Annotated in this window: 19 protein-coding genes and 3 pseudogenes; 2 read left to right on the plus strand and 20 right to left on the minus strand. The window is 41.5% G+C overall.

Annotation, left to right across the window (positions count from 1 at the left end; genetic code table 11):
• Nucleotides 1–53 precede the first annotated feature (53 nt).
• From tsaA to NQ560_RS08340, 3 genes are read right to left on the minus strand one after another with little or no spacing between them, the layout of a single operon-like run.
• Nucleotides 54–824 carry a tRNA (N6-threonylcarbamoyladenosine(37)-N6)-methyltransferase TrmO gene (gene tsaA / locus NQ560_RS08330; protein WP_081445639.1) on the minus strand — a complete coding sequence of 257 codons (771 nt, stop codon included), beginning with the start codon at nucleotides 822–824 and terminating at the stop codon, nucleotides 54–56.
• Nucleotides 791–2,494 carry an ABC-ATPase domain-containing protein gene (locus tag NQ560_RS08335; protein ID WP_005330323.1) on the minus strand — a complete coding sequence of 568 codons (1,704 nt, stop codon included), beginning with the start codon at nucleotides 2,492–2,494 and terminating at the stop codon, nucleotides 791–793. The genes tsaA and NQ560_RS08335 overlap by 34 nt, the downstream gene beginning before the upstream one ends.
• Before the next feature lie 20 nt (nucleotides 2,495–2,514).
• Nucleotides 2,515–3,051, minus strand: coding sequence for a prolyl-tRNA synthetase associated domain-containing protein (locus NQ560_RS08340; protein WP_040015214.1), 537 nt, complete (start codon nucleotides 3,049–3,051; stop codon nucleotides 2,515–2,517).
• Between the two features lie 125 nt (nucleotides 3,052–3,176).
• On the opposite strand from NQ560_RS08340, the gene NQ560_RS08345 reads away from it, so the two are divergent.
• The gene (locus tag NQ560_RS08345; protein WP_005330316.1) at nucleotides 3,177–3,746 is read left to right on the plus strand and encodes a Maf family protein; all 570 of its coding nucleotides are present in this window, start codon (nucleotides 3,177–3,179) and stop codon (nucleotides 3,744–3,746) included.
• A gap of 228 nt (nucleotides 3,747–3,974) precedes the next feature.
• Here the strand turns inward: NQ560_RS08345 and NQ560_RS08350 are convergent.
• The 12 genes and pseudogenes from NQ560_RS08350 to NQ560_RS08400 all read right to left on the minus strand — a co-directional run.
• Nucleotides 3,975–4,264 (minus strand): annotated as a pseudogene (locus tag NQ560_RS08350) (transposase); the annotation flags it as partial.
• Nucleotides 4,265–4,287: 23 nt separating this feature from the next.
• Nucleotides 4,288–4,374 (minus strand): annotated as a pseudogene (locus tag NQ560_RS15875) (hypothetical protein); the annotation flags it as partial.
• A gap of 80 nt (nucleotides 4,375–4,454) precedes the next feature.
• The gene (locus tag NQ560_RS08355; protein WP_005330312.1) at nucleotides 4,455–5,837 is read right to left on the minus strand and encodes a transglutaminase-like domain-containing protein; all 1,383 of its coding nucleotides are present in this window, start codon (nucleotides 5,835–5,837) and stop codon (nucleotides 4,455–4,457) included.
• Nucleotides 5,838–5,867: 30 nt separating this feature from the next.
• Nucleotides 5,868–6,947 carry a mandelate racemase/muconate lactonizing enzyme family protein gene (locus NQ560_RS08360; RefSeq protein ID WP_005330308.1) on the minus strand — a complete coding sequence of 360 codons (1,080 nt, stop codon included), beginning with the start codon at nucleotides 6,945–6,947 and terminating at the stop codon, nucleotides 5,868–5,870.
• A 43-nt stretch (nucleotides 6,948–6,990) separates the two neighbouring features.
• The gene (locus NQ560_RS08365; protein WP_005330307.1) at nucleotides 6,991–7,983 is read right to left on the minus strand and encodes an ABC transporter ATP-binding protein; all 993 of its coding nucleotides are present in this window, start codon (nucleotides 7,981–7,983) and stop codon (nucleotides 6,991–6,993) included.
• The gene (locus NQ560_RS08370) at nucleotides 7,983–8,969 is read right to left on the minus strand and encodes an ABC transporter ATP-binding protein (protein WP_005330306.1); all 987 of its coding nucleotides are present in this window, start codon (nucleotides 8,967–8,969) and stop codon (nucleotides 7,983–7,985) included. Before NQ560_RS08370 ends, NQ560_RS08365 begins: the two co-directional genes overlap by 1 nt.
• A gap of 15 nt (nucleotides 8,970–8,984) precedes the next feature.
• Nucleotides 8,985–9,911: an ABC transporter permease gene (locus NQ560_RS08375; protein ID WP_005330297.1), complete on the minus strand. Its 927-nt coding sequence runs from the start codon at nucleotides 9,909–9,911 to the stop codon at nucleotides 8,985–8,987.
• Complete coding sequence (locus tag NQ560_RS08380; RefSeq protein ID WP_005330296.1) at nucleotides 9,911–10,843, minus strand: ABC transporter permease; 933 nt, start codon at nucleotides 10,841–10,843, stop codon at nucleotides 9,911–9,913. The genes NQ560_RS08375 and NQ560_RS08380 overlap by 1 nt, the downstream gene beginning before the upstream one ends.
• Before the next feature lie 143 nt (nucleotides 10,844–10,986).
• Nucleotides 10,987–12,582 (minus strand): ABC transporter substrate-binding protein, encoded by a 1,596-nt coding sequence (locus NQ560_RS08385; protein WP_005330295.1) that lies wholly within the window; start codon nucleotides 12,580–12,582, stop codon nucleotides 10,987–10,989.
• 259 nt (nucleotides 12,583–12,841) lie between these two features.
• On the minus strand, nucleotides 12,842–13,150 hold the full coding sequence (locus NQ560_RS08390; RefSeq protein WP_005330294.1) for a hypothetical protein: 309 nt from the start codon (nucleotides 13,148–13,150) through the stop codon (nucleotides 12,842–12,844).
• Between the two features lie 114 nt (nucleotides 13,151–13,264).
• Nucleotides 13,265–13,549, minus strand: a complete 285-nt coding sequence (locus NQ560_RS08395; protein WP_005330293.1) for a hypothetical protein — start codon at nucleotides 13,547–13,549, stop codon at nucleotides 13,265–13,267.
• Between the two features lie 243 nt (nucleotides 13,550–13,792).
• Nucleotides 13,793–14,227 carry a radical SAM protein gene (locus NQ560_RS08400; protein ID WP_005330292.1) on the minus strand — a complete coding sequence of 145 codons (435 nt, stop codon included), beginning with the start codon at nucleotides 14,225–14,227 and terminating at the stop codon, nucleotides 13,793–13,795.
• A gap of 299 nt (nucleotides 14,228–14,526) precedes the next feature.
• On the opposite strand from NQ560_RS08400, the pseudogene NQ560_RS08405 reads away from it, so the two are divergent.
• Nucleotides 14,527–15,120: pseudogene (locus NQ560_RS08405) on the plus strand (transposase); the annotation flags it as partial.
• Nucleotides 15,121–15,307: 187 nt separating this feature from the next.
• Here NQ560_RS08405 and rpsU read toward each other — a convergent pair.
• From rpsU to NQ560_RS08430, 5 genes are all read right to left on the minus strand, one after another.
• Nucleotides 15,308–15,484, minus strand: coding sequence for a 30S ribosomal protein S21 (gene rpsU, locus NQ560_RS08410; RefSeq protein WP_004054229.1), 177 nt, complete (start codon nucleotides 15,482–15,484; stop codon nucleotides 15,308–15,310).
• Nucleotides 15,485–15,597: 113 nt separating this feature from the next.
• The gene (locus tag NQ560_RS08415) at nucleotides 15,598–16,932 is read right to left on the minus strand and encodes an APC family permease (RefSeq protein ID WP_005330285.1); all 1,335 of its coding nucleotides are present in this window, start codon (nucleotides 16,930–16,932) and stop codon (nucleotides 15,598–15,600) included.
• A gap of 30 nt (nucleotides 16,933–16,962) precedes the next feature.
• A complete protein-coding gene (gene alaS, locus NQ560_RS08420; RefSeq protein WP_040015213.1) occupies nucleotides 16,963–19,599 on the minus strand; it encodes an alanine--tRNA ligase in 2,637 nt (878 codons plus the stop codon).
• 158 nt (nucleotides 19,600–19,757) lie between these two features.
• On the minus strand, nucleotides 19,758–20,765 hold the full coding sequence (asnA, locus tag NQ560_RS08425; protein WP_005330281.1) for an aspartate--ammonia ligase: 1,008 nt from the start codon (nucleotides 20,763–20,765) through the stop codon (nucleotides 19,758–19,760).
• A gap of 2 nt (nucleotides 20,766–20,767) precedes the next feature.
• On the minus strand, nucleotides 20,768–23,173 hold the full coding sequence (locus NQ560_RS08430) for a homocysteine S-methyltransferase family protein (protein WP_005330279.1): 2,406 nt from the start codon (nucleotides 23,171–23,173) through the stop codon (nucleotides 20,768–20,770).
• Nucleotide 23,174 lies beyond the last annotated feature (1 nt).

Here is a 23,174-nt window from a genome sequence, read left to right on the forward strand (position 1 = left end):
AGACCATCTACACTTTTTCGCAAATGATCTTTTTAATGTTAATATATCTTATATCATTCTTTTTGCTTTTTCGTCACACTTACCACGTAAAGTGTGCTTCCCTCTACACGAAATTTCACCTCAAACCCAGCAAATCCCATGCCATATACTCTCTCCGGGTCATTCTGATAAGAAGGTCTTGGATCCTGACTCAGTATCTGCATCAAGACTTTTCTCTTTTCTTCCGGAATCTTTTTCATACCCTCATCAGGTATATGCACTTCCAGATGATAGGTCTGTTTTTTATGCGCAAATCCTCCGCTCGCCTCCGGGTGCGCATCCACATAAGGCAGATACGGCTTGATATCGTAAATTGGTGTTTGGTCCATCATATCTACTCCTGATACAAGCAGGCACATTCCGTACTTTTCATGAGAAATGATTCGTTCCAGCTTTACACAAGACAGTCCGATTGGATTCGGGCGGTAAGGAGAACGACAGGCGAATACTCCGACTCGTTCATTTCCTCCAAGTCTCGGAGGCCGCACGGTCGCTTTCCATGTACCGGATTCTTGTCTTACTTCCGAAAATCCCCACAGAAGCCACAGGTGTGTGTATTCTTCAATTCCTCTCAGAGCGTCCGGCTGGCGAAACTCCGACTCAAATACAACAAGTCCAGTCGCATCGGAAAGCCCACTCTGTCTTGGAATCCCGAATTTAGTTGGAAAATCTGTGTGAATTCTTGCGATTACTTTTACCTTTTCTAAACTCGCAGTTTCTTTTTCCAGATTATTGCAGTCTCTCTTTTTCTTTACAACTTCATGCCCCGATACCGGTTCACGCATGCATATACCTCCTGTTTTCTCGGCATTGCCAGATTGCCCGGAACGTTTCCGCTCTCACAGACCGCTGCAAATCCTTCCGCTTCCAGCTTCTTCACCAGTCGTTGGATAATCTGTCCGGCTTCTTTTCTGCCGTCAAATTCCTGTTCTTCCATATAACGGAGAAGATACCCCAGGCAGGTAAGTTGTTCGGAATCTGCAAGCTGTTCCACATATCGAAGATCAATGTTTTCATGGTTCAAGACTACGCCGTCTCTTCCCATGGTCTTAATCTTGATACGTCCTTTATGAACTAACCCTGCATTTTTCTTCGGGCATCGTCTGGACTCTGGTAGTTTCACATTTCCTTCTGGCAATTCCAGTGCCGGATACTGGCTGGCAGCCTCTTTTGCAAGGGCTGTAATTTCTTTCGGGACATACCGATCCATCTGAATCACCACATCTGCTACCTGAAAATATGCCCCGGAGCTTCCCGCAACTAGAATTGTGGAAATGCCCTGATTTTCATATAAATCACGCATTCTTTCAATAAATGGTGTAATCGGCTCCATATCCCGGTGAATCACTCTTTGCATCAGTTCATCTCGCACCATAAAGTTGGTCGCCGACGTATCCTCATCAATGAGAAGCGCTGCAGCGCCAGCCTCCATGGCCTCCACCACATTTGCCGCCTGGGATGTACTTCCACTGGCATCCTCCGTGGAAAATGTTTTCGTGTCTTTCCCATTTGGCAGGTCATTGATGAACATAGAAATGTCTGTGTCCTTGATACTTCTGCCGTCCTCAGCGCGGATTTTCACTGCATCTGACTCTGTAATGACATATTCCCTGCCATCACCTGCAATGTGCGGATATACGCCCATTTCCAGCGCTTTTAGAAGGGTAGATTTTCCGTGATAGCCACCACCCACAATCAAGGTGATTCCTTTTTTGATGCCCATACCTGTAATTTTGCCTGCGTATGGTAAATCCATGGTCACTTTCATCGATTCCGGCGAAGCAAATGGCACAGCTCCTTTCATCGGCTTTGCTGAGACACCCGACTCACGCGGAAGAACGGCTTTATCTGCCACAAACGCTACAAGTCCCTGTTCTTTTAACTGCTCACGGATATATTGCTGGTCTACGGATAGCTCCATGACACGTTCCACTTTTTTCTTATCTTGTCTTGCATAGAAAAGAGAACTCTCCACGCACTCCGGGAGATAATCGAATAAAATTTTTGAAAGCTCTCTTGCATTGATGGTTCTTCCATTTGCCGGAAATCCAGCCTCAAATCGCATGCTAATGTTTCCATTTGCCGGATTGATCTCACAGGCGCTCCGCTTTAGAATTTCCTGACCACATCTAGTCACAGAAATAATTCCACTCTTTCCGGATCCTTTCGCCTGAAATGAATATTTTCCGATTGCTGCGCCAAACTGACGGATCAGATAATCCTCAAGTGCGATCCGTTTCCATGTTTCATCGTATAGACGCTCTGGAAATGCAGCCACTTTTCCTGAAACTTCAATATGAAGACTGGACGGCGCCGCGAATGGATCTCCCTGTACATGGTCAATTCCCAATGCATATTTTCCAAATCGATATACTCCTTTCGTACCCTTATAAGCCGGATAACTTTTTCTATCAATATTTTGTAATAACTGTCTTAAATCGTCTGCTGATTTCATGTCACTTCTTCTTTCTTCTGTTATAAATCTACAATCCTTGCTCTGTGGTGAATCTTTGGCAAAAACTTCTGTAATAAATCCTGTGTCTTAAATTTCAAATGACTTGTATTAATTCCCGGATTGCAACCGAACCATTCACTCTCTGCCACTTCTTTATCTACAATTACCTGCACATAGTCGTCTTCGTCCACGAGAAGTCCTGCCACACTGGCTGATCCCGGTGTCGTTCCAAGATGCTTAAGCATTTTCTCCGGCGGTGCAAATGACATATGGGATACACCCAGTTTCTTACTGAAAGCTGCTGTGTCGAAGGATTTATTTGCCGGCATGACAAGCAGGAAAAATGTTGTCTTTTTCTGGTTACATAAAAACACGTTTTTCCGGATTTCAGTTCCAAGAACTTTGTCCACCTCTGCACACTCCTCCATGCTCGCTGCCGGGTCATTGTCCACACGCTCATATGGAATCTTCAATTTATCTAAAGTCTCGTACATACGGCGCTCCAGCGGACATCTTTCGTTTGTCGGCGCACCAGTCATAAGTTCACTAATATACATCATTTCCCCTCCTCGATTATTCAAGAATCCCTCACCTGCATCACAGACAAGTTTTCTCTTGCAAGTTCACTCATTTCAGTTTACCATAAAAGTATTGATTTTTACAGAAAAGAGAGGTATTCATTATGAAATATATTCTGGCATCCCAGTCTCCGAGAAGACGTGAACTTCTTGCCCGCACCGGACTTGAATTTGAAGTAATTCCTTCTGACGTTGATGAAAAGATTACAAAAGAAATCCCTTCTGATGTTGTCATGGAACTGGCACACCAAAAAGCTGAAAATGTTTATGGAAAAATTACTGATTTGAACGATTACACGGTCATTGGTTCTGATACTATTGTAGTCTATCGCGATGAAATTCTTGGAAAACCAGTCGACAAACAGGAAGCCTATGACATGCTGTCTATGCTTGCAGACCGCACGCATCAAGTCTATACAGGTGTTTCATTGATTCAGAAAAAAAATGGTGAAAAAAAGACAAAAACCTTTTTTGTACAGACGGATGTCACTCTTTATCCAATTGATAAGGAAGATTTGCACCGTTATGTAGAATCCAAAGACCCTATGGATAAAGCTGGAGCCTATGGCATTCAGGGGAATTTTGCAATTCATGTAAAAGAAATCAAAGGTGATTATAACAATGTAGTCGGACTTCCGATCGGAAGAGTCTATCAGGAACTGAAATCTTTATAATTACGCCCATGAATTGCTCCGTGTTGTGTATTTTGCCCCTGGCGCAATATAAAAGGGGCTTTCGGTTAATACCACATTTCGGCATCTCCAGTAGCAATTAAAAGGATCCCTGCAAGGACAAAGTTTGTTAGCCGTCTACCTTGCGAGGGATCCTTTTCTCTATGAAAGATGAAATTTATTTTTGGCCGCAAAAATCCCTTGTCTGGATTTTTACAGCCACACTTTTAATCAAGCTGTTTTTTCCGTTGTTTTTCCCTCAAACTTCTTTAATTTTTCATTGAGAAAACGGCAGTATTTATATTCCTTCCGATTGCATACAACATGAATTCTTTGTACACTTTATCTGCGGAACGGTAATTAAAACGGCGGAAATTTTCGTTTTCTTTGATATCACCGAAATATCCTTCTGTCTGGATTGAACGTGTCTGCCGTTTCAGAATTCCACGCTCACTTTGGATGTTTGCATGGGATTTTTCACGCAGTTCCTCCCACTGCTCATTGATCTTCATTATCTTGTTTTTCTCAGTATCCTTTGAGTTCACTGTCCAGTTACAATATTCATAAATGTAGCCTTTCCTTCGCCGTTTGCTCCTATAAGCCCAATATGTTCTCCTTCTGTATTATACAACGAAGGCTTCGAGAGGCATTTTTTGCTCCCCGAAGCCTTTTTTCATTCAATCACTGGTTTTATCCCCTGTAATTGTCTGCTTATTTTTCAATATCTTCCATAGAAATCAGTTCCTGTGATACCTCCAACTGGGAGAAACGAAGACCATGATCCTCGTACTCAAATTCTCCTCTCTGATTATCAATCGGATCGATGCGAAGCCATTTTTTCTCCGGCATAAATTCTTTTTGGATTTCAGAGTTGGCTGGCATACGGAAAATATCCAGATTACCAAAGTAATAGTTCCAACGCTCTTTCTCTCCTGCGCGCCATGCACTTCCACCAAAGGAAGGATCTGCAAATACCCATCCGTAAGGTGCTACATAAAACTGTGCCCAATCATGACATCCTGTATAATACTCTGTTGCATACAGACCTGACTGCCAACGTGCCGGAATTCCGGACATGCGGCAAAGTGTAATGAATAACAGTGCCTGTACACCACAATCACCTTTCAGGTTAATTGCACAGTATTCTGGAATACACTCAATTGTAAAATACTCTCTCATGAAAGAATACATAACTTTTGTTGTCACAAAATCATAGAATCGACGCGCCAAAATAATTGGATTCGTCTCATCACCTGCCAGCTCGTCTCTCAGCTCTCTTAAGTAAGGAGTGAATACGATATGTGGTGCCTGCTCTTCCAGACAGAAATCCGGCTGTTCTTCAGATACCTTGGCAGGATCTAACTCTACATAATTTACATGGTAGTCAAATGAATAATCTACCATAAATTCCTGATCTGCTTTCAGTTCAGTCTCAAAATACACTGTTCTCTGCGGTGCATCTTCAGGTGCTATATAAGTAATCTCTGGATTAGATGCATGGATCTCTACATTAGAAACCTGCTCGTATACCTTCGGAATCGGAAGATGTACACGAACCTTGCGTCCTGCCTCTTCGAATTCTTTCTTAGCTTTTATCGTTGAACGTATACGAGTGCGTACAGTTCTTCCACCATGCTCCTTCATGTAATGTATATTTCCGTTCAGCAGCTTCTGCTTCAGATTATTTTCCTTTTTATCCTCTGGATTCTCTACAATTACACGCTCAGCTAAGTCTGGACGAGTCTTAATCAGATTTTCATAAAATCGACGCTGAAAATGTACCTCTCCGTCAATATAAATCCAATCTGCTGCACTGATTTCTTTCAGATGATCTAACTCTTCTTTTTTGAAATCACGCAGATGACTAGTCATAATCTCCAATGCTTCATCATATGTAAATGGATATTCATTTCCACCCATAACACCAATGACTTCCTGTTCGATTTCCAGACGTTTTCTAAGCGCCTGTGGAATGTCCTTCTCTTCCAGGAAATAACGAATCATTTTCTGGGCTCCGGCATAATCACCATAAATTTTTAATTTCAGAACGTCCTCCGGAAGCGGAACCTTCATAAAAGATAAATCCTGATACATGAGTTATACCTCCATACAAACTAATTTATATTACTGTTCGTTCTCAAAACCAATAAATCCAAATCCTGGAACTTCAGGGAGTACCAGTTTCTTTGTATCCTCTACAATCACACCACCCTTGAATGGCATATCTGTCAATGTAAAGATTGCATCCAGATCTGCACGAGTAATATTCTTTGTTGCTGCACCAAGGCTGGCTGCTGCAGTAATACCCAGATTACTCTCTTCTGCCATACATCCAAGCATAACCTCAATACCTGCTGACTCGCAGATTGCATTGATCTTAAGTGCCTCACGGATACCGCCGCACTTCATCAGCTTGATGTTAAGGTAATCAATTGCACGACGCTCTACAAGACGAAGTGCATCTTTTGAATTGAAGCAGCTCTCATCAGACATAATTGGCACGATAGAATGTTTTGTAACATACTCAAGGCCGGCAATATCATGATATGGAACCGGCTGCTCTACAAGCTCAAGATTATATTCGTTCAGACGCTCAATCAAACGAACAGCTTCTTTTGCACCCCATGCCTGGTTTGCATCTACACGAATCTTAACATCATCACCAACAGCCTCACGAATTGCTTTTACTCTTGCAAGATCTTCATCAAAAGATGTACCTACTTTAGTTTTAATTGTATCAAAACCATCTGCCACATGCTTCTTAGCTTTAGCTGCCATAACTTCTGGTGTGTCGATTCCGACTGTCATATCTGTCTCGATGAAGTTCTTGTGTCCACCAAGCAGTTTGTACACTGGCATACCTGCTTTCTTGCCAAGGAGATCATAGCAAGCCATATCAATAGCATTCTTTGCACTTCCGGAATGTGCTGCAGTACGATCCATGATCCAGTATACTTTTTCCAGATCAGTAGGATCTACACCAATGAGTTCTCTCTCCATTGCCTTAATGACATCGTTTGTACCGGATAAGCTCTCTCCTGAAATCAGGATAGCCGGAGCACCTTCACCATATCCAACGAGACCTTCATCTGTCTCTACAGATACGATAGCACTACGAGAATGAGTAATCACTCCCAAAGAAATGCGGAAAGGCTCAATTAATGGTACTTCCACTTGACGAACTTTGATTCCTGTAATTTTCATTTTTCTCTTCCCCCGTATATAATAATTTTATTGGAACACTATTTTATTCTGGTTGATTTTCCGGAAAATGGCATGCACAGCAATGACCATTTCCACAATCACGAAGTTCAGGTACCTGCGTCTTACAGATTTCCTGAGCTTTATAACATCTGGTGTGGAATACACAACCTGATGGTGGATTCGCCGGGCTTGGCAAATCTCCCTCCAGAACGATTTTTTCTTTTTTATGTTTACGATCCGGTACCGGAATAGCCGATAACAGTGCTGTCGTATACGGATGCATTGTTCTCTTATAAAGATCATCTTTATCTGCCAGTTCCACCACATGACCAAGATACATTACCATGATTCGGTCAGAAATATGTTTGATGACACTTAAATCATGAGAAATGAAAATATATGCCATGCCCATTTCTTTCTGCAGATCCATCAAAAGATTCAATACCTGTGCCTGAACAGATACGTCCAATGCAGATACCGGCTCATCACATACCATCAGCTTTGGTCCAAGAACAATTGCTCTGGCAATACCGATTCTCTGACGCTGACCTCCTGAAAATTCATGCGGATAGCGGTTCACGTATCGCGTATTCAGACCTACACGTTCCATAGTCTTCAGCACTCGCTCCATACGCTCTTTTGTAGGAAGTTTCAACTGGATATCCAGTGGCTCTCCAATAATATCACCGATTGTCATTCTAGGATCCAATGATGCATACGGATCCTGGAAAATAATCTGTAAATCGCTACGTGATTTTGCAAGCTCTGAACTTTTCAGTGCTGTATAATCTTTTCCCTCAAACAGCACCTGTCCGTTGGTAGGTTCCAGCAAACGTAAGACAGAACGGCCCATGGTAGATTTACCACAACCAGACTCTCCTACTACTCCCAGCGTTTCCCCTGCATTCAAGGTAAAACTGACGCCGTCTACTGCCTTGATAAATACCTTTTCCTTGGAAAACGGTGAACTTTTCGCAGGAAACCATTTTTTCAGATCTTTTACCTCTAACAAAGGTGTTTTATTTTCTTCACTCATTAGGCTTCCTCCCATTCCTTAGAATATTTAAAGCAGCGAACCTTATGTCCATTCACATCCATCAGCTCTGGCATACGCTCACGGCAGATATCCTTTGCCTCTGAACAACGCGGACAAAATGCACAACCCTTAGGCATCTGGTCAAAGCTTGGAACCATTCCTTTGATTACATCCAGACGAGTATGATCCTCATCTGTTAATTTTGGAATACAGTTCATAAGACCGCTTGTGTATGGATGCTTCGGAGATTCAAATATATCATCAGCAGAACCATACTCTACTACTTTTCCGGCATACATAACCATTACATCATCTGCCACCTCTGCAATAACACCCAGATCATGAGTGATCATCATTACAGAAGTTCCCAGCTTTTCTTTTAATTCATTGATCAGATCCAGAATCTGTGCCTGAATCGTTACATCTAACGCCGTTGTCGGCTCGTCACAGATCAAAAGTTTCGGATTACAGGACAATGCCATTGCAATCATAACACGCTGACGCATACCACCAGACAACTGATGCGGATACTCGTTAAAACGCTTCTCAGGAAGCGGGATTTTTACAAGCTTCAGCATCTCAATTGCACGTTCTTTTGCTTTTTCCTTATCCAGATCTGTATGGAGTCTCAATGCTTCCATAATCTGTTTACCTACCGTAAACACCGGATTCAGAGAAGTCATCGGCTCCTGGAAGATCATAGCGATTTCGCCGCCACGAATCTTACGCATTTGATCTTTATTCTTTTCCAGAAGGTTTTCGCCCTGATAAATGATTTCTCCACCCACAATTTTTCCCGGTGGAGTCTCTACCAGCTGCATGATAGAAAGAGATGTAATACTTTTTCCGCAACCGGATTCTCCTACAATACCAAGGGTCTTGCCTTTCTCTACATCGAAAGAAACATCATCTACAGATTTTACGACACCTTCATCTGTATAAAAATACGTCTTTAAGTTCTTTACTTCAAGTAGTTTTTCTGACATTTTTCTTCCCCTTTCTTACTGATTCTTCATCTTAGGATCCAGTGCATCACGAAGACCATCACCAAAAATGTTGAACGCGATAACCGTAATCATGATTGCAAGACCTGGGAAGATACTATAACCTGGCAGGTAACTGATATAGGACTGGGCAAAACTGATCATAGATCCCCAGCTCGGTGTTGGAGGCTGGATACCCAATCCTAAGAAGCTTAATGATGCTTCATACATAATTGCATTCGGAATACCTAATGTTACAAGTACGATGATTGTTGAAATACAGTTCGGAATCAGATGTCTTGTAATAATATAGAACGGGGATGCACCACTTGCCTTAGCCGCTTCTACATACTCTTTCTCCTTTAACTGTAAAATGGAACCACGAATCATACGTGCCGTACGCACCCAGGTCAAAAGTCCCAAGGCAACGAAGATATTTTTCATACCTGCACCTAATACATACATAATCGCCATTGCAAAAATCAAATCTGGGAATGCAGCAAAAATCTCCATGATACGAGAAATCAGTGTATCTACCCAACCACCATAATAAGCAGCCAAAGATCCCATAGTCACTCCGATGATTGTTGCAATAACCTGTGCAAGAATACCAACACTTAAAGAAATTCTAGTTCCGTAAATAATTCTGGATAAAATATCTCGTCCATACTCATCTGTACCGAGTAAATGCTGCTTGGATGGTCCCTGTAAAATGGATGCATAATCCTGTACAGTCGGATCATATGGTGCAAGCAACGGTGCAAAAATAGCAATAAGAATCAACAACAAAATCACAAACAAACAAAACATGGACATTTTATTCTTCTTCAGTCGTTTGAAACTGTCTTTATAATAACTGGAATATTCCATATCCCCAACGGCATATTCACCGGACAGGACTTCTTCTTCAAATTTTTTCTGTTTATTAAAAATATTAATCTTCATTAGCCCTCTCCTTTCCCGTAACGAATTCTAGGGTCAATCAGGGCATAAGAAAGGTCAACAACCAGATTGACAACAACAAATACAAGGGCAATGTATACTACCGTTCCCTGAAGCTGCGGAAGGTCACGGTTACTCATGGCATCTACTGCCAGCTTACCGATTCCAGGAATGGAGAATACTTTCTCGATCAGCATAGAACCAGTCAACATATTACCAAGTTCTGTACCTACCAGTGTAACAATTGGAATCATGGCATTCTTAAGCGCATGCTTCATAATGACAAGAGATTCTTTCACACCTTTTGAACGCGCTGTACGAATGTAATCCTGCTTAATAACATCCAGCATACTAGTTCTTGTAATACGTGCAATACTTCCTGCATAACGGGTACCAAGAGCAATACTTGGCAAAATATAATTTAAAGGGCCATCAAATCCAGAGATTGGCAGAAGATCCAATTTTAATCCTATTAAAATCTGCAAAATGATTGCAATCCAGAAAGACGGAGCTGATACTCCGACTACAGATAACGTCATCAACGTCGAATCTATCCACTTGCCTCGGTAGACCGCGGCAATCATACCACACGTGACACCCAGCACCACTGCAAACAGAAATGACATCGCAGCCAGTTTTACAGTTACTTTAAAACAACGAACAATAGCATCAATTACTACCTCTTTTGTAAAGTAAGATGTTCCAAAATCTAACTTTACTGCGCCTTCCACAAAATCAATATATTGCTCATGAAGCGGAACATCAAGTCCCATTTCATGGCGGACTTTCTCAATAGTAGCTTCGTCCGCACGCTTATCCAGCATCATCGCCACCGGATCTCCCGGTACAACATTCAAGAGCAAAAATGTGATCAGCGTAATTCCAATCAGAACCAGAACTGTCTGTCCCAGTCTTTTTAATGTGTATGAAAACAAGGAAGCCCCTCCTTTTTTTATTCTTTTGTGCTGTTTTTATCTAAAACAGCAATCATCTATGACTACTTTTCCTATAATCATAGAAATAGCTACGGACTAAGAGTACAGCCGTAGCTATTTCCTATCTTATTCGTTTTGAAAATCTAGTACTCAATATCTGCGTCTTTAAACATTGTTCGATATGTAAAAGTAACTTCAAAATTCTTTACATAAGGTTTTTTCAAATAGAACATTGTCTCGTTATAAAGCATTACCACTGGGAACTGCTCATGTGTCAGGATGTGATCTGCTTTTGCGTAGATTTCCTGTCTCTTTGCAGTATCTTCCGTCTGAATACCTTCAATCATTAACTGTTTGAATTCATCATTGTGGAAGAAACTTGAAGAAAGATCTGTACGGCCATCACTCATCGGATATAACATACTATCCGGGTCATTGTAGTCAACATACCAGTTACCAATACCACAAGTTACTTTTCCTGCTTTCTTCATATCTGTCCATGCTGCACTGTCGACCTGTTCGATCTCAACGCGGATACCAGCTTCTGCCATCTGTGCCTGGATAGCTGTAGCAATCTTCACTGAAGTAGGATACTTTGTATTTACAGTCATTGTTAAATCATATCCATTCGGATAACCAGCTTCTGCCAAAAGTGCTTTTGCCTTCTCTGGATCATACTCGAACTGCTCTGCACTGTCATCTGCTCCAATCAGACCATCCTGTATGAAGTTGGAGTTCGGTATTGCTGTTCCAAATAATACGCTGTCACACAGTGCTTTTCTGTCAACTGCGTATGTCATAGCCTCACGCACTTTAACTTCTTTTACTTCATTTACATTGAAGTTCAGATAGTAACCGCCAACTGGATTGAAAGAATAAAGTTCGTCTTTCAGCTCTCCGTTTGCATATGTAGGATACAGGGAGGAATCCAGATAAACTACATCAATGTTACCTTTCTGATATTCAAGGACACCAGTGTTCGGATCATCAATAAATGTGTATTTGATACCATCCAGTTTTACGTCTCCACCATGGTAATTCTCATTCTTAGTAAGTTCAACACCAACGCCTGTCTTATAACTTACCAGCTTAAATGGACCTGTACCATAAAGCACTGTCATACCCCAGTTATCACCAGCCTCTTCACATGCTTCTGCAGGATAAATTGCGCAGTAAGGTGTGGAAAGTGCTGATAAGAAAGGTGTATAAACCTCTGACATATGAATATTGAAGTGTTTATCATCAACAATTTCAATACCTGTGATCTCATCAGCCTGCTCATCAAAGTATGCCTGATATCCTTCTACCTTTTCCAACAAAGAAGACATCTTGTACTTTCTTACCATTCTCTGAAGAGAATACTTTACATCATTACTTGTAAGCGGTGCATCATTGTGGAAAGTAACACCATCTTTCAATGTGAAAGAATAAGTCAGCTTATCATCAGACAATGTAGGCATCTCTTCCAACAATGTAGGCTCAAGTTCACCTTTTTCATTCGTTAACAGCAATGACTCTGTAACATTGTCTGTTATCTTCATGATAATACTGTAAGTATTCAGCTGCATATCCAGCGGTACCTGTGGATCCTCAGATGCCACACGAAGAATCTTCTCTCCACCTGCTTCTGAAGAATTCGTTGCATCTGCCTTCTTCTCTGACTTAGAGCCGCCACAGCCAACAAGACAGCCTGCAGCTACTGTAAGTGCAAGAACAAGACTAAATAATCTTTTTTTCATACATTCTTCTCCTTTTTTTCGTCTTTTGGCTCATCCTCATAAATTCTACAAACTTGATCAAGTAAATATCATTTCCCTAAATTAAGCAAGAACCTTTCTGTATATTATATTTGTATTAATTTAACGTGTCAATAATATTTACCCATTTTTATTTTTTAGATATTTAATTATTAGGCATTTTGCTTATTTTTCCTTGTGTGTATTGTACAAAATCACCAAATAGTGATTTTATTAAAAAATTAATTATAGCTAGCATCAATTAATGTTCCAATATATTCTGTTCCCTGGCAATTTCATAAAGTACCATTCTGGATTTCAACTGCTTTTCTGCTTCCTTGATGAATTCATCCATCAATTCTTTCTCTGTAGTACCTGTTCCTTCATAATACTTTTCAAAATCTTCTCCATTATTAGCCAATTGCCGATCCATTGCACGCATCATTTTCTGTGCCCATTTTTCAGCTTCCTTCTTTGACACTTTTATTTTACTGGCTTCTACTGCTTTCTGCAAAAATGCTGTCTGTAAAAAATATCTTCTTGTATCAGCAGCACTTTCTTTCGGAGCCATTCTTGCTGCTTCTTCTGCTTGTCTGATATCTTCTGGCAGAAGAGCTATTTTCTGATAATCACATAATTTAATGCTTGATTGTTTTCATATCCTATATTTTCTATCTCTCCGTAATTATATCGTATTTCCAAAGAAGTCCAGCACCGGCTGATCCTCCTGCTTCACCCTGTCATAATCTGTAATATAGATTACGCCTTCCAAATGCTCTATAATATTATCATCTGCCAGCTTCTTCACTAAATTATAAAAGTTCCTTCTGCTAATTCTGAACATCTCACAGATAGCATTTACATTATTGACATGGCCGGCACCTCCAACTTCATTCACAATGATATGATGTGCAATCTGCTCACAAGCTCTTTGGATAGAACTTACTGGTGAAATACCAAGAACAGACATCTTTGATATATCAGCTAGGAGATGACTCCCACCTCTATAGGGACGCCACTGAAAAACTGTTTTTGCATACTATATATAGTGTCTCAAACTTGATTGATATGCTTTATTTTGTGTTAATTTATACGCAAAAAGGACTTTTTCATTGTATGTACTTCTATAAATATTGCTATATATGCTGGGTCAATAAAAAATTCTTTCGCTAAGCACCTTAATGATATTTTTAATACGGTATATATTATGAATTTAGAACGGAGTATCCTCTCCAATATAGCAGGCAATATCATTATTAAGATAGCGTTCCTGCAGTTCCAACATACGTTCTTCTGGCATATCCCCATGATCACTGTATTCATATTTCTTTCCACGCTGCTCCCATTTGGTCGCGCCCATTCGATGGAAACGAAGAAGATTGATCTCATATAATCCAATTGCCGTATACATCTTTTCTTTTCTGCAACGCTGTAACACCTGATCAAGGAATTCATGATGAAGCAATGGCTCACCATCAGAGAATGTAACTTCACCATCAGATCCCCGGTTTGGGAAATCTCTCATTAAAATTTTCATAAGTTCATCTACTGATAAAAACCTTACGCATTGTTTTAATGCTCCAGCTGCACAAGAATCAACACACTCGATAGTTTCACAGTCGCTACAAATCTTCCAATCTACAGTCATTTTACCATTCTCGTCAAAATGAATAGAATCGTATGGACATGCATTACGACACGCAGTACAGTTTTGGTCCCATTTGCAGGAGCGTTCAGCTATCTTTATTCATCATAGAGATTCACCTACCGTTATTTTTGTTTAAAAACGAAGGGGCTGTCGGGAAATAGACAGTTCTAAGAGAGGGAGGGTGTGACTCATACCGAGTCACACCCTCCCCCAATTTTTTTACCATAAAAAGAAAAAAAGATGGCTAACGGCAACCATCTTTCTCTCCGTTACATGTTATAATGTAACTATGCTAACATCTTTATTTAAAAGAAAAAGGAATAGAAAGCTATATAAAATTGCAGGATCATGAAAAACGCAAAACACGTGCATATGCCGAAGATATCAGCAAATATTACAACATGAAAGTCGAAGTATTTGAAGATGAGCAGTTCTATATCTGCCATGATGGACGTGAACTGCGTCACATAAGAACGGAAACTAAAGAGCAGAATGGTTATACCCAGACCTTTGAGGTATACGGCTGCGCCGACTGCAGTGGATGCGAACATAAAGCCCGCTGTTTGTATAAATATAATGCCGAAAAGGATACTGAGAAAAACAAGATAATGAAGATCAATGAGCAGTGGGAGGAACAGCGTGAAAAATCCCATGCAAACATCCAAAGTGAGCGTGTAATTCTGAAACGGCAGACACGTTCGATCCAGACAGAAGGACATTTCGGTGATATCAAAGAAAACGAAAATTTCCGCCGTTTTAATTACCGTTCCGCAGATAAAGTGTACAAAGAATTCATGTTGTCTGCAATCGGAAGGAATATAAATAAATACTGCCGTTTTCTCAATGAAAAATTAAAGAAGTTTGAGGGAAAAACAACGGAAAAAACAGCTTGATCAAAAGTGTGGCTGTAAAAATCCAGACAAGGGATTTTTGCGGCCAAAAATAAATTTCATCTTTCATAAAAAAAAGGATCCCTCGCAAGGTAGAAGGCTAACAAACCTTGTCCTTGCAGGAATCCTTTTAATTGCTACTGGAGATGTCGAAATGTGGTATTAACCGACAGCCCCTTTTTTGCACATATTAGTTATACTTGCGTTTTCTAGCAGCTTCAGATTTCTTTTTACGTCTTACGCTTGGTTTCTCGTAATGCTCTCTTTTACGAATCTCCTGCTGAATTCCAGCCTTTGCACAGTTTCTTTTGAATCTGCGTAAAGCGCTGTCTAACGTCTCGTTTTCTTTTACGATTACATTTGACATAGTCTCACACCTAACCTCCCCTCCAGTCCTATATTGTGCATTATACGACTGTTCGGGTATATTTTTTGCACACATACGATTATATCATAAATTTACGTTACGTCAATATCTTTTTACAATCTTTTTTTAATTATCATGTATGCCGGCAGTCCAAGCAGCATAACAATTATGCTGGCAATGGAAATTACGGTTGATCTGTGCCCTGCCAGAAAAATCTGATTGATAATAACAAAGATTCCGCTGGCAATCGCAATGAGCGGAACAATAGGATATAACGGCACTTTATAGGTTCTCACTGCATTCGGACGGTCTTTTCTGAGTTTAATCACACCGATAAATGTCAGTGTGTAGAATGTCCAACTTGAAAATACCGCCAGGTCTGTCAGCAGATTGAACTGACCACTTAATGCATAAAATGCACCGATGCCTCCGACAAGCATAATTGCATTTGCCGGAACCTGTGCTCCATTCAATTTTGCAAATGTCTTGTGGAATGGAAATTTTCCTTCTGCCGCAAGAGAATATGCCACACGGGAACCGGAAAGTATAAATCCGTTACAGCTTCCGAATACGGAAACAATGATTCCGATTGATACAATCTGTCCTCCAAGCTTTCCTAAAATCTTCACTGCTACAGCTGATGCCGGTGCAGTCAGTGTTGCAAGTTCGGATGCCGGAAGTACCCACAGATATGCAAGATTAATGATAAAATAAACTGCCATGATCAGTGATACTCCGCCAACGATGGCAACAGGAAGATCCTTTCCCGGATTCTTCATCTCTCCCGCAATTGCTCCTACATTGGTCCAGCCTTCGAATGCAAATAAAATCGCGATCATAAGCTGACCGAGAACAACCATCGGACTTAGTCCTTCGCCTACCATCGGAGTAAAGACTGGATTCGTTCCTGCTCCGCGCACAAACCCGAAAATCATCAAAAGGATTAACGGAATCATCTTGCAGACTGTAAAAATGACTTGTACACTGCCACCTATCTTGGATCCCATAGAATTCAGAAAGATGATAATGATAATCATGGCAACTGCTACCGGAGCAACATAACCGTCCCCGATAAAAAACGCCATCTGCTGACCTCCTGCCACTGCAAGGGCAGATATCATGGCTGGATAAAATAATAAAATCTGTACCCAGCCTGCCAAAAATCCAATCATCGGATTATAAATTTCTTCCAGATAGGCTACGATTCCACCTGTTTTTGGAATCATGATCGCAACTTCTGAAAATGTCAATGCTGCTGCGATACTTACAATTCCGGTAATCAGCCAGGCATGCATTCCAAGTCCAGGAGCGCCGCCTGTCGCTGTATAAATAGCCTGGGGTTTAAAGAAAACCCCAGACCCGATAACGCTTCCGACAACGGTTGCCATCGCTGTCACTGCGCCCAAATTCTTTTTTAACTCTTGTTTCTGTTCTTGTTTTTGCTCCATAAACTACCCCTGAAAAGTCTGATCAAATGTCTATAACTGGCTCTCCAGGACTTCACTTACTTTTGCAATTGCAGCGTCAATTCCGTCTGGATTCTTTCCTCCAGCCTGTGCCATATTCGGACGTCCACCGCCGCCACCTCCAACAAGACCGGCAATACCTTTGATCAGATTTCCGGCATGGGCACCTTTCTTCACAGCCTCATCTGTTGCCATTGCAACAAGGCTTACTTTTCCACCTGCCGCGGATGCAAGAACGATCACACCTTCACCAAGTTTTTCTTTCAACTGATCTCCAAGATCACGAAGGCCATTCATATCTACATCATCTACTTTTGCAGCAATAAGTTTTACACCTTTTACTTCTGTAACCTGATCAGATACATCTCCCATTGCCTCTTTTGCCATCTTACTCTTCACGCTCTCAAGCTCGCTGTGAAGATCTTTATTCTCAGCCTGAAGATGACGGATCTTATCTGATAACTGGTTCGGAGTTGCTTTCACAAGAGCTGCTGCCTCTTGAAGTTTCTTTTCCATATCATCATAATATTTCAGAAGTCCCTTTGAAGTCAGAGCCTCAATACGTCTGACTCCTGCTGCAACACCTGTCTCAGAAATAATCTTAAGTGCACTGATAACTCCTGTATTCGATACGTGAGTACCTCCACAGAACTCTACTGAAAAATCTCCCATGCTTACGACACGGACAACATCACCGTATTTCTCACCGAAAAGGGCTGCTGCTCCTGTCTTTCTTGCTTCCTCGATTGGCATATTCTTAGCTACGACCGGTAAGCATTCTGCAATCTTTTCATTTACAATATTTTCTACTTGCTTTAACTCTTCTTTTGACAATGCTGAGAAATGTGTAAAGTCAAAACGAAGTCTCTCAGCATCTACATAAGAACCTGCCTGCTCAACATGTGTTCCAAGTACCTGGCGGAGAGCTGCCTGAAGAAGATGTGTTGCACTGTGGTTTCTTGCTGACAGATTACGGTTCTCTTTATCTACTTCCATAGATACTGTATCACCGACTTTGATCATTCCATGGCTTACATATCCCACATGTCCAATCTTTGTTCCGGCAAGGTGAATTGTATTCTCTACTACGAACTCTCCATCAGCAGTCTTAATGGTACCGATGTCACCTTCCTGACCACCCATTGTTCCATAAAATGTAGTCTTGTCAACAATAATTGTACCTTTCTCGCCATCGGATAATGCGTCTACAATCTCCTCTTCGCTTGTAAGTGCTGTCACTTTTGCATCACATACAAGATTCTCGTATCCTACGAATTCTGTTGCAAGCTTTGCATCCAGTTCATCATAAACTGTAGCGTCTTTTCCAGTGTAGCTGTGAGTACCAAATGTTCCCTCCGATTTCGCACGCTGCTCTTTCTGAGCTTTTTCAAATCCTTCCTTATCATAAGTCAGGCCCTTCTCTTCCAGAATCTCGCTTGTCAGATCAATTGGGAATCCATAAGTATCATAAAGTTTAAATGCATTTTCTCCGGAAAGAACTGTCTCACCATTTTTCTTCATCTCTTCTTCCATATCTGCAAGAATAGAAAGTCCCTGATCAATTGTCTTATTGAACTGAGCCTCTTCTTTTGCAATCACGTTGAAGATAAAGTCTTTCTTCTCTTCAAGCTCCGGATATCCATCTTTTGAACCATCAATAACAGTCTGTGCAAGCTCTACAAGGAAAGCTCCCTCGATACCGAGAAGTCTTCCGTGACGGCAAGCACGGCGGAGCAGACGGCGGAGTACATAACCACGGCCACTGTTAGATGGCATAATTCCGTCTGAAATCATAAATGTAACAGAACGGATATGATCTGTTACGACACGAAGAGAAACATCTGTCTCGTGGTCGATGCCATAATGCTTTCCTGACATAGCGCATACATGGTCACGCAATGCTTTCATTGTATCAATATCAAACATGGAGTCTACATCCTGTACGACACATGCAAGACGCTCCAGTCCCATACCTGTATCAATGTTCTTCTGAGCCAGGTCAGAATAGTTTCCATGTCCGTCATTGTTGAACTGTGAAAATACATCATTCCAGATTTCCATATAACGGTCACATTCGCAGCCTACTGTACAGCCTGGTTTTCCACAGCCATATTTTTCACCACGGTCATAATAAACTTCTGAACATGGACCACAAGGACCTGAACCATGCTCCCAGAAGTTATCTTCTTTTCCGAAACGGAAGATACGCTCTGCCGGGACACCGATTTCTTTATTCCAGATTTCCCATGCTTCATCGTCATTCTCATATACAGAAGGATATAATCTCTCTGGATCAAGTCCTACAACCTCTGTAAGGAACTCCCATGTCCAGTGGATTGCCTCTGTCTTGAAATAATCTCCAAAAGAAAAGTTACCAAGCATCTCGAAAAATGTACCATGACGAGCTGTCTTACCTACATTCTCGATATCTCCTGTACGGATACACTTCTGACAGGTTGTCACTCTTCTTCTCGGCGGGATCTCCTGTCCTGTAAAGTATGGCTTCATTGGTGCCATACCGGAATTGATCAACAATAAACTTTTATCGTTATGTGGCACCAGTGAAAAACTTTTAAGTGCCAGGTGATCCTTGCTTTCAAAGAATTCAAGGAACATTCTTCTTAATTCGTTAACTCCGTATTTCTGCATAATTTCCTCCTCAAAATTCACTAACTTATAATTATAAGTAGTCATCTTTCGTTTGTCAACGTCCGTTGAATTTATTTCAATTCAATTTCTTCCAGTTCTTTTGGTGGAATCTCCTTTCCTCCTGGCAAACGAAATTTATCCGTTTACATTTTTATAATCTATAAAAGGATAATGTCATGCTCTCTGCATGTCTGTCTCATCTCTTCCGGCCAGAGACTTGCCTGCACCTCTCCTACATGAGCACGGTCGAGAAGGAGCATACACAGTCTGGACTGTCCAATACCTCCTCCGATTGTGTATGGAAGTTCTCCGTGAAGAAGCATTTTGTGGTATGGAAGCTCTCGTCTGTCCTCGCATCCTGCTTTCTTAAGCTGGGAAGCAAGAGATTTCTCATCTACTCGGATACCCATGCTGGAGATTTCAAGTGCACAATCTAATGTATCATGCCAGAACAGAATATCTCCGTTCAACTGCCAGTCGTCATAATCCGGTGCACGTCCGTCATGTGGTTCACCACTTGCAAGCTTATCTCCAATCTTCATCAGAAATACACAGCCATATTCTTTTGTAATCAGGTTCTCTCTCTCCTTTGGAGTTTTGTCCGGATATCTGTCTTCCAATTCCTGAGTCGTGATAAATGTTACATCATCCGGTAAATGTTTCACTGCCTGCGGGTATTTGTACCACACCTCATGTTCCATATGTTTGATAATTTTAAAGATATGACGTACGGTTGTCTTTAATGTCTCTTCTGTTCTGTCCACCTTACGGATAACTTTTTCCCAGTCCCACTGGTCAACATAGCAGGAATGAAGGTTATCAAGTTCCTCATCGCGCCGGATAGCGTTCATGTTTGTGTAGAGTCCTTCGCCTGGCTCAAAGTCATATTTTTTGAGAGCCATACGTTTCCATTTTGCAAGAGAATGTACAACTTCTACTGTCTCTCCCGGAATTCCGGCAACATCAAACTGTACCGGTCTTTCAACTCCATTCAGGTTATCATTAAGGCCACTGCTCTTCTCAACAAAAAGCGGTGCTGAGATACGCTCCAGATTCATTTCTTTTCCGAATTCTCTCTGGAATGTATCACGGATATACTTAATTGCCTCCTGTGTCTCGCGCACGGTCATGTGTGGATCGTAATTTTCTGGTAATATTAAACTCATGTCTATTTCTCTCCTCCAAATAATTGTTGTGCATAATAAACGGACTGCATCGCATCTTTTCCGTAGAAATCTGCTCCGATCATATCAGAATAATCCTGATTCAGTACCGCTCCGCCGACCATTACCTTGCATTCTGGTTTTTTCTTGCGAAGCTGTCTGATCGTCTCTTCCATGCTGACTACAGTTGTAGTCATCAGAGCGCTTAATCCCACCAGTCTGACATCTTCCTTTATTGCTGTCTCGACAATCTCCTCCGGCGGAACATCTTTTCCAAGATCAATCACATCAAAGCTGTAATTTTCAAGAAGAACTTTTACAATATTCTTGCCAATATCATGAATATCTCCTTTTACGGTAGCAAGAATGACTTTATCTTTAGCCTGCTCGCTCTCACCGCTCTTGGCAAGTTCATCTTTCAAAACTGCAAATGCTATCTTTGCTGCATCGGCACTCATCAGAAGCTGTGGTAAAAATACGGTTCCTTTTTCAAATCCTTTTCCAACCTGGTCAAGTGCCGGGATCAGTTCCTCGTTAATGATATCCAGTGGAGCTTTATCTTTCACAAGCTCTGCTGTTATGTGATGTGCTTCTTCCTTCAGGCCTTTCTCAATGGCAGTCTTAAGCGTCATCTCCGCCTTTGTGGCAGGTGTCACAGCCTGCACTTTCTGACTTCCATACTGTTCAATATATTTCTCACAATTTTCATCATAATTCATCAGCGCACAGAAAGAATAATAAGAACGCATCATATCCTCTGAAAGTGGATTAATGATTCCCGCGCTTAAGCCTGACTGCATTGCCATAGTATAGAAATTGGAGTTCACTGCCGGTCTGTATGGAAGCCCAAAGGAAATGTTTGATACACCAAGTACCGCACAAACTCCATATTTTTCTCGTACCTGTCTCAGAGCTTCCAGCGTAGTGATTGCTCCTGTCGGCTCAGAACTGATCGTCATACAAAGAACATCAATTACAATATCTTTCTTATCGATACCATATTTCTTTGCCTCTTCGATAATTTTGCCTGCAACCTTTACACGCCCTTCGGCTGTTGCCGGAATTCCATCTTCATCGAGAGTAAGACCGACAACTACCCCGCCATATTTCTTAATCAGTGGAAATACTGCATCCATGGAACTTTGTTTTCCATTGACTGAGTTGACCATTGGCTTTCCGTTGTAAATTCGCATAGCTGCTTCCAGAGCACTTATATCTACCGTATCAATTTGAAGCGGAAGACTCGTTACACTTTGAAGCTCCTGCACCACCTCACGCATCAAAGCCGGTTCATCTATATCTGGAAGCCCTACATTGACGTCCAGGATATGTGCTCCTGCATCCTGCTGTGAAATAGCTTCTCTTAATATATAATCAATATCATGGTCTTTGAGTGCCTGTTTGAATTTCTTCTTACCTGTTGGATTGATTCTCTCTCCGATGATCATCGGTTTCCCGCCAAGTTCCACAGCTCGCCCATAGGAGGACACGATTGTCCGGTTCTTAAATTCTTTTCCAGGCCGGTCTGTAATGTCCCTCTGATCTTTCGTTGCTTCCACCATGGCACGGATGTGTGCCGGAGTTGTTCCGCAACAGCCGCCGATCAGACTGGCACCACGTTTCAGGATTTCAGCCATGAATCTCCCGAATTCTTCAGGTTCTACGTCGTAATACACCTCTCCGTCTTTTTGTTTTGGGAGCCCGGCATTCGGCTTAACAATGACGGGAACAGAAGCATATTGTAAAATTTCATCCAGAATCGGCATCATCTGCTCCGGTCCCATGCCGCAGTTGATTCCAAGTGCGTCTACGCGGAGCCCTTCCAGCATTGCTACAACCGATGGCACATCTCCTCCGGTCAGTAGTTTTCCTTTGTCATCAAAGATCATAGTTGCAAATACCGGAAGTGAAGTATTCTCCTTTGCAGCAAGTACTGCTGCCTTCACTTCATAAGTATCACTCATCGTCTCTATATGGATCAGATCAGCACCTGCTTCTTCGCCAAGTCTTGCCACCTCTGCAAACGCCTGATATGCATCTTCAAAATCCAGATCTCCCATTGGCTTTAAGAGTTTTCCTGTCGGCCCGATATCAAGTCCTACATAAGTCTCTCTGCCATCTTTGACACCTAGTTTTGCTCCTTTTCTCACATTTTCAATTGCTGCTTTTACGATTTCATCTAATTCATGTCTGGAATCATGAAATTTCAGTGCATTTGCGCCAAATGTGTTACTTAGCACAATATCACTTCCAGCCTCATAATACTGTCTTGCGATATCAATCATATCATCTGCATGTTCCAGGCTCCATGTTTCTGGCAATTCTCCCGGTTTTAATCCCCGCTCCTGCAGAAGAGTTCCGGTCCCCCCGTCAAAATATATGAGTTCTTTCCCTAATCTGTCTAATATCATT

The sequence above is a fragment of the Dorea formicigenerans genome (assembly GCF_025150245.1).
GTDB lineage: Bacteria > Bacillota > Clostridia > Lachnospirales > Lachnospiraceae > Dorea > Dorea formicigenerans.

What these genes read in the sequence shown, in the direction of transcription:
- asnA (WP_005330281.1), bottom strand. Translation starts at nt 20,765, where the DNA reads ATGAGTTTAATATTACCAGAAAATTACGATCCACACATGACCGTGCGC.
- tsaA (WP_081445639.1), bottom strand. Translation starts at nt 824, where the DNA reads ATGCGTGAACCGGTATCGGGGCATGAAGTTGTAAAGAAAAAGAGAGAC.
- NQ560_RS08345 (WP_005330316.1), top strand. Translation starts at nt 3,177, where the DNA reads ATGAAATATATTCTGGCATCCCAGTCTCCGAGAAGACGTGAACTTCTT.
- NQ560_RS08375 (WP_005330297.1), bottom strand. Translation starts at nt 9,911, where the DNA reads ATGAAGATTAATATTTTTAATAAACAGAAAAAATTTGAAGAAGAAGTC.
- alaS (WP_040015213.1), bottom strand. Translation starts at nt 19,599, where the DNA reads ATGCAGAAATACGGAGTTAACGAATTAAGAAGAATGTTCCTTGAATTC.
- NQ560_RS08370 (WP_005330306.1), bottom strand. Translation starts at nt 8,969, where the DNA reads ATGTCAGAAAAACTACTTGAAGTAAAGAACTTAAAGACGTATTTTTAT.
- NQ560_RS08415 (WP_005330285.1), bottom strand. Translation starts at nt 16,932, where the DNA reads ATGGAGCAAAAACAAGAACAGAAACAAGAGTTAAAAAAGAATTTGGGC.
- NQ560_RS08395 (WP_005330293.1), bottom strand. Translation starts at nt 13,549, where the DNA reads ATGTCTGTTCTTGGTATTTCACCAGTAAGTTCTATCCAAAGAGCTTGT.
- NQ560_RS08340 (WP_040015214.1), bottom strand. Translation starts at nt 3,051, where the DNA reads ATGTATATTAGTGAACTTATGACTGGTGCGCCGACAAACGAAAGATGT.
- NQ560_RS08400 (WP_005330292.1), bottom strand. Translation starts at nt 14,227, where the DNA reads ATGACTGTAGATTGGAAGATTTGTAGCGACTGTGAAACTATCGAGTGT.
- NQ560_RS08385 (WP_005330295.1), bottom strand. Translation starts at nt 12,582, where the DNA reads ATGAAAAAAAGATTATTTAGTCTTGTTCTTGCACTTACAGTAGCTGCA.
- NQ560_RS08430 (WP_005330279.1), bottom strand. Translation starts at nt 23,173, where the DNA reads ATGATATTAGACAGATTAGGGAAAGAACTCATATATTTTGACGGGGGG.
- NQ560_RS08335 (WP_005330323.1), bottom strand. Translation starts at nt 2,494, where the DNA reads ATGAAATCAGCAGACGATTTAAGACAGTTATTACAAAATATTGATAGA.
- NQ560_RS08355 (WP_005330312.1), bottom strand. Translation starts at nt 5,837, where the DNA reads ATGTATCAGGATTTATCTTTTATGAAGGTTCCGCTTCCGGAGGACGTT.
- NQ560_RS08360 (WP_005330308.1), bottom strand. Translation starts at nt 6,947, where the DNA reads ATGAAAATTACAGGAATCAAAGTTCGTCAAGTGGAAGTACCATTAATT.
- NQ560_RS08365 (WP_005330307.1), bottom strand. Translation starts at nt 7,983, where the DNA reads ATGAGTGAAGAAAATAAAACACCTTTGTTAGAGGTAAAAGATCTGAAA.
- NQ560_RS08390 (WP_005330294.1), bottom strand. Translation starts at nt 13,150, where the DNA reads ATGGCTCCGAAAGAAAGTGCTGCTGATACAAGAAGATATTTTTTACAG.
- rpsU (WP_004054229.1), bottom strand. Translation starts at nt 15,484, where the DNA reads ATGTCAAATGTAATCGTAAAAGAAAACGAGACGTTAGACAGCGCTTTA.